Source organism: Pseudopedobacter sp. (genome assembly GCF_040392825.1).
Taxonomy (GTDB): Bacteria; Bacteroidota; Bacteroidia; order Sphingobacteriales; family Sphingobacteriaceae; genus Pseudopedobacter.
Genome location: NZ_JBEBVH010000291.1, coordinates 1 through 4630 on the forward strand (window position 1 = coordinate 1; position 4630 = coordinate 4630).

At 32.7% G+C, this 4630-nt stretch carries 4 protein-coding genes; 1 reads left to right on the plus strand and 3 read right to left on the minus strand.

The features are described from left to right. The first annotated feature begins 499 nt into the window (after positions 1–499). Positions 500–1558 carry a response regulator gene (locus tag ABWO41_RS15610; protein WP_353140044.1) on the plus strand — a complete coding sequence of 353 codons (1059 nt, stop codon included), beginning with the start codon at positions 500–502 and terminating at the stop codon, positions 1556–1558. 54 nt (positions 1559–1612) lie between these two features. Here ABWO41_RS15610 and ABWO41_RS15615 read toward each other — a convergent pair whose 3' ends face one another. The 3 genes from ABWO41_RS15615 to ABWO41_RS15625 all read right to left on the minus strand — a co-directional run. Beyond that, positions 1613–1969 (minus strand): helix-turn-helix domain-containing protein, encoded by a 357-nt coding sequence (locus ABWO41_RS15615; protein ID WP_353140046.1) that lies wholly within the window; start codon positions 1967–1969, stop codon positions 1613–1615. Positions 1970–2114: 145 nt separating this feature from the next. Next, positions 2115–4076 (minus strand): polysaccharide biosynthesis protein, encoded by a 1962-nt coding sequence (locus ABWO41_RS15620; RefSeq protein ID WP_353140048.1) that lies wholly within the window; start codon positions 4074–4076, stop codon positions 2115–2117. Positions 4077–4120: 44 nt separating this feature from the next. Beyond that, positions 4121–4630 (minus strand): GNAT family N-acetyltransferase (locus tag ABWO41_RS15625; RefSeq protein ID WP_353140050.1); only part of this gene is annotated, 510 nt, incomplete at its 5' end.

Sequence of the window (4630 nt, forward strand, 5' to 3'; positions counted from 1 at the left end):
ATATTAGAATATAATTTACTAAATGACTAACATGAAACTAATTTTACTATCTTGATTAAAACATGCAACAAGCATGATATATATCAGCCATTGTACTGATATATATCATATTATGTGTGAATTTTTTTCCTCATTTTGCAACACTCTATTGTTTTTTCCAGTTAAAAATTAAGTCTACCACTTATTCAGAAAAATAAATAGTAATAAATTCTATGCTACCTCAAATACGCACCCTATGGAGTTATAATCGAGTATTTGATACTTCCAATATCAACAATAAACTTTTTATCTGCCAGAAAAGAATACTTTTGGTTCAATTAATGTCCCAATATAAACATACACTTATTTTAAATGCAATAATCTTTACTAAAGAACTTTACTGATGAAAGATTCATTGATAACTAGTTAACGCCTCAATAAACATCTATGAATTTACCGATATAAATAACTAAAAATTTAGGTACCACTAAAACATCTTATATCTAATAAACATTTGCCTATGAAAAAAATATTGATTATTGAAGATGATGACTTGTTAAGTGAAAATGTCTCCTTACTTTTAAACTTGTCCGGGTATGATGTTTTCTGTGCGAATGACGGAAAAACGGGGGTTGAAATGGCATTGAAGGAAAATCCGGATTTAATTCTTTGTGATATAAAAATGCCAAATTTAGATGGATATGGCGTTTTACATATCCTTAACAATCATCCTAAAACGGCAACTATTCCATTTATTTTTCTTACAGGAAGTAATGAATCTGAAAGTCTTAGAAAAGGTATGACACTAGGAGCCGACGATTATCTTATTAAACCATTTAACGAGGTGGATCTGCTGAATGCAATTAAAACACGTTTACAGAAGAACGAGGCTTTAATGCGACAATTACAAAGCTATTCCGATTCAAAAGATTTTGGCGGCGACGTCATCGAAAGCTACAACGTAAAGTTAATTCGCGAAAATCATGAAGTCATAAATTACAAAAAGAAACATACATTACATGAAATTGGCCAGCGCCCGTTATTTCTTTACTACATAACCGATGGAAAAGTTAAAGAATTTTTAATTAATTCCGATGGGAAAGAACTTATAACGGGAATATATGGAAAAGGGGATTTTTTCGGTTTCACCGAGATCTTCAAAGAATGTAATTATACAAAAAAAGCCCAGGTACTTGAAGACGTGTCTCTTATATTAATACCTAAAGACGAATTTCTAACTCATATTTATACAGATATCTTATTAGCGAGAAAATTCATCAAATTGATGTCCCATAATATTTCTGAAAATGAAGAGATTATTTTAAATATGGCCTATAATTCATTGAGAAAAAAAGTTGCACAGGGAATTATCAGAATAATAGATAAATTCAATGAAACCAATGAAGGAAAACATATTATTGATATATCCAGAGAAGATTTAGCCAATATAGTTGGCTCCTCTCAGGAATCGATGATTAGAACGCTAAAAGAATTTAAACTTGAACATTTAATCGAGGTCGGAAATAATGGAAAGATTATAGTTTTGGACGAAAAACGCCTTCGTTTTTTAAAATACTAAAAAAGCCTGTGTAAATTCTTACACAGGCTTTTACTTAGAACCTTAAAGCCAAAGCTAAACAAGCTGAAAGCTTGTGGCTCTAAATTGATCTAACATTTCATTATGTTTTTCCAGCAGATTAATGTACTTATTTCTCCAATAGCTTGCGGAATTTTGATAATCACCAGTTGTTTGTTTAAAATATTGTTTGTTTGTCGTTTGGTTTTCTCCACTACAGAATAAATCTGGCATATCTATCGAAAAATCATAGTCCAGAATTTCTCCAATTCTGCAAATAATATTAATACTTAGATTCTGTTGAGTAAACCAGTTATAAACAGATCTTCGGCTAACCTGAAGTCTCCTTGAGACTTCAGTAATACTTAAGCCATGACGACGAATTACTAGTTCTACAATTTCACCATTGTTCATAGGAGTAAATTTAGATTGTATAAAGTTTTACATAAGACAAAGCGATATCTAGCGAAAGTGTCCGCTAATTAGTTTTTCCATTACAAATAAAACACTAAGAATTAAAATTTTTGTTGATTTCAGTCAATCTTAATATTGATTTTCATCAGTCACTTAATTGATAGTTGACCGCGACCTTATCCAGTTGATTGTAAATAGAGTTATTGCTTTTATATTCCGGAATAATCTCCTTCATTTTCTTTACAACACTAAAATCGTCAGCCAGCGTAGTTAGTTGTAACAGCTGCTCTATCGACTTCTCCAGATTACCATGATGGTAGTTAATCACTTTTGATATTTTTATTTTTTCATTATAAGTAGGTATAACCTGCTCCTTTTCGTTTAATAATTCTTCATAAAGCTTTTCTCCCGGTCTCAATCCTGTAAAAATTATATCGATTTCGTTTCTAGAAAAGCCTGCAAGATTGATCATATTTACAGCTAAGTCTATAATTTTCACCGGTTCTCCCATATCGAAAATAAAGATCTCGCCGCCTCTGCCCATTGCACCGGCTTCTAAGACCAACTGTACAGCTTCGGGAATAGTCATAAAATACCTTGTAATCTCTGGGTGAGTTACGGTTACTGGCCCTCCCTTTTCTATCTGCTCTCTAAACCGAGGAACTACAGAACCATTTGAGCCTAATACATTGCCGAAACGGGTTGTTATAAATTTGGTTTTAATTTGTGACATTAAAGGCATTTGCAACATATCATCCAAAGGTAAATCCCGTAACTGATTAAAGTTCAAAGATTGTATATACATTTCGGCCAACCTTTTAGAAGCTCCCATAATATTTGTTGGTCTTACAGCTTTATCTGTAGAAATCATAACAAATTTTTCAACCTTATATTCTATAGAGACATCTGCGAGTTGTTTAGTTCCTAATACATTAGTCAAAATTGCCTCACAAGGGTTACTCTCCATCATTGGAACATGTTTAAAAGCCGCAGCGTGAAAGATTATTTGCGGATGATGATCATTGAATAATTTCTTCAGCCTTCCTTCGTTTTGAATATTGCACATAAAAACACAGACAGGTGTATCGGGAAAGTCATCCTCGATACTAATTTGCAAATGATGTAACGGTGTTTCTGCCTGATCGCACAAAACAAGTTTTTTGGGTTGATACTTAATTAATTGCCTTACAATTTCAGATCCGATAGATCCCGCCGCTCCGGTAACCAAAACACATTTTCCTTTTACCTCATTCATTATGTTCTCATTGTCCAGTACAATAGGATCTCTTTGCAAAAGATCTTCTATTCTTAGCTCTCTAATCTGCTTCAAATTCAGACGACCATTTATCCATTGGACCGAAGGTGGTACAGAAACCATTTTTATACCTAACTCAATACATCTGTCTACAAGATTGGCTCTTTTCTCTTTTTGTAAACAGCCATCCATAATTACCATTTTCTTCACTCCATGTTTTTCTTTAAGAAAATTCATGTCAGAAGCCGGATAAACCTTCTTTTGTTCAATATTTTTATACCACCTATCTTTGTTATTATCTATAAAACCAACAATTTTGAAATTACTTTCTGCAGCAAAATCGAATGCTTGTTTAATTAAAATGGCATTTTTATCTGAGCCATAAATCAAAATAGGCTCTGCATTTACCATGTCTGCTTGTTTCATATAACCAAACAGTACTTTTACTGATACTCGCAGGACTATTAACAGTAAGGCTTCCATAAAAAAATTAACCAGCACCACCTCATCAAACCACCTCATATTATCACCTGCACTCAAAAAAGATAGTATTCTAAAAAAAAGCCAAAAAGTAAAATTTCCCAATGCCACAGCGGTTACTACTCGTGAAATATCTTCAGTATTTGAATACCTTATAACTCCACAATGAATCTTCATACCAACAAACACACAAGCTGTAATAATATTACAGGCTACAAGCATAACCAGAAATTCTTTCGTAGAGATATTTTGATATTGGAATTTATGTACTAATAGAAAAGACATACAAAATGTCCAGGTAACTATTAAACTATCTATAAACAGAACGAGCCATCTGGAATAGATTTTTTCATTGAACAGCATTTTTTTCATAGAGTAGATATTTAAATGATTTTTAAAAGATGGTAGATTGAATATTAGCCTATTAACCTATAGCGGTATAATGGGAAAAAATCTACGGATGTAGCGGGATCTATTCCCTGATTTTTCACCATTTTCAGATAGAGACTTTCTTCTGGAATAAAGCGCCAACTGTAATAATCTAAAAACAGATCTGAAAAGCCTTTCTTCCATTCAAACAAGGAATCTTCTTTGAAACCAAGTCCGCTTCCCAGATGATAGAACTTCATTCCTTTTTCCTTTTCTATATCGCAAATCGCATCAACCATAAATTTGGCGGGAGAATCCTTTAGATATTCGGTACTGGTTCCAATAAGATGTGCGTGGACTACGCCTCTATAGCAGATTATGAATGTTCCACAAATTGGTATATCGCCATCATAAACTATATATATTTTTGATTCAAATTCTTTAGAAGCCAGCAATTCGGAAAAATATTCTTCATTAAAAAAATAAAACTCAGATGCACTTTTTCTTTGCATGGTATCCCAGTAAATATCTAAAAATTGCGGTAAGCTTTCTTTATC

Bases quoted from the DNA above. Each gene is read 5' to 3' on its own strand.
- ABWO41_RS15620 (WP_353140048.1), bottom strand. From the start codon at position 4,076: ATGAAAAAAATGCTGTTCAATGAAAAAATCTATTCCAGATGGCTCGTT.
- ABWO41_RS15615 (WP_353140046.1), bottom strand. From the start codon at position 1,969: ATGAACAATGGTGAAATTGTAGAACTAGTAATTCGTCGTCATGGCTTA.
- ABWO41_RS15610 (WP_353140044.1), top strand. From the start codon at position 500: ATGAAAAAAATATTGATTATTGAAGATGATGACTTGTTAAGTGAAAAT.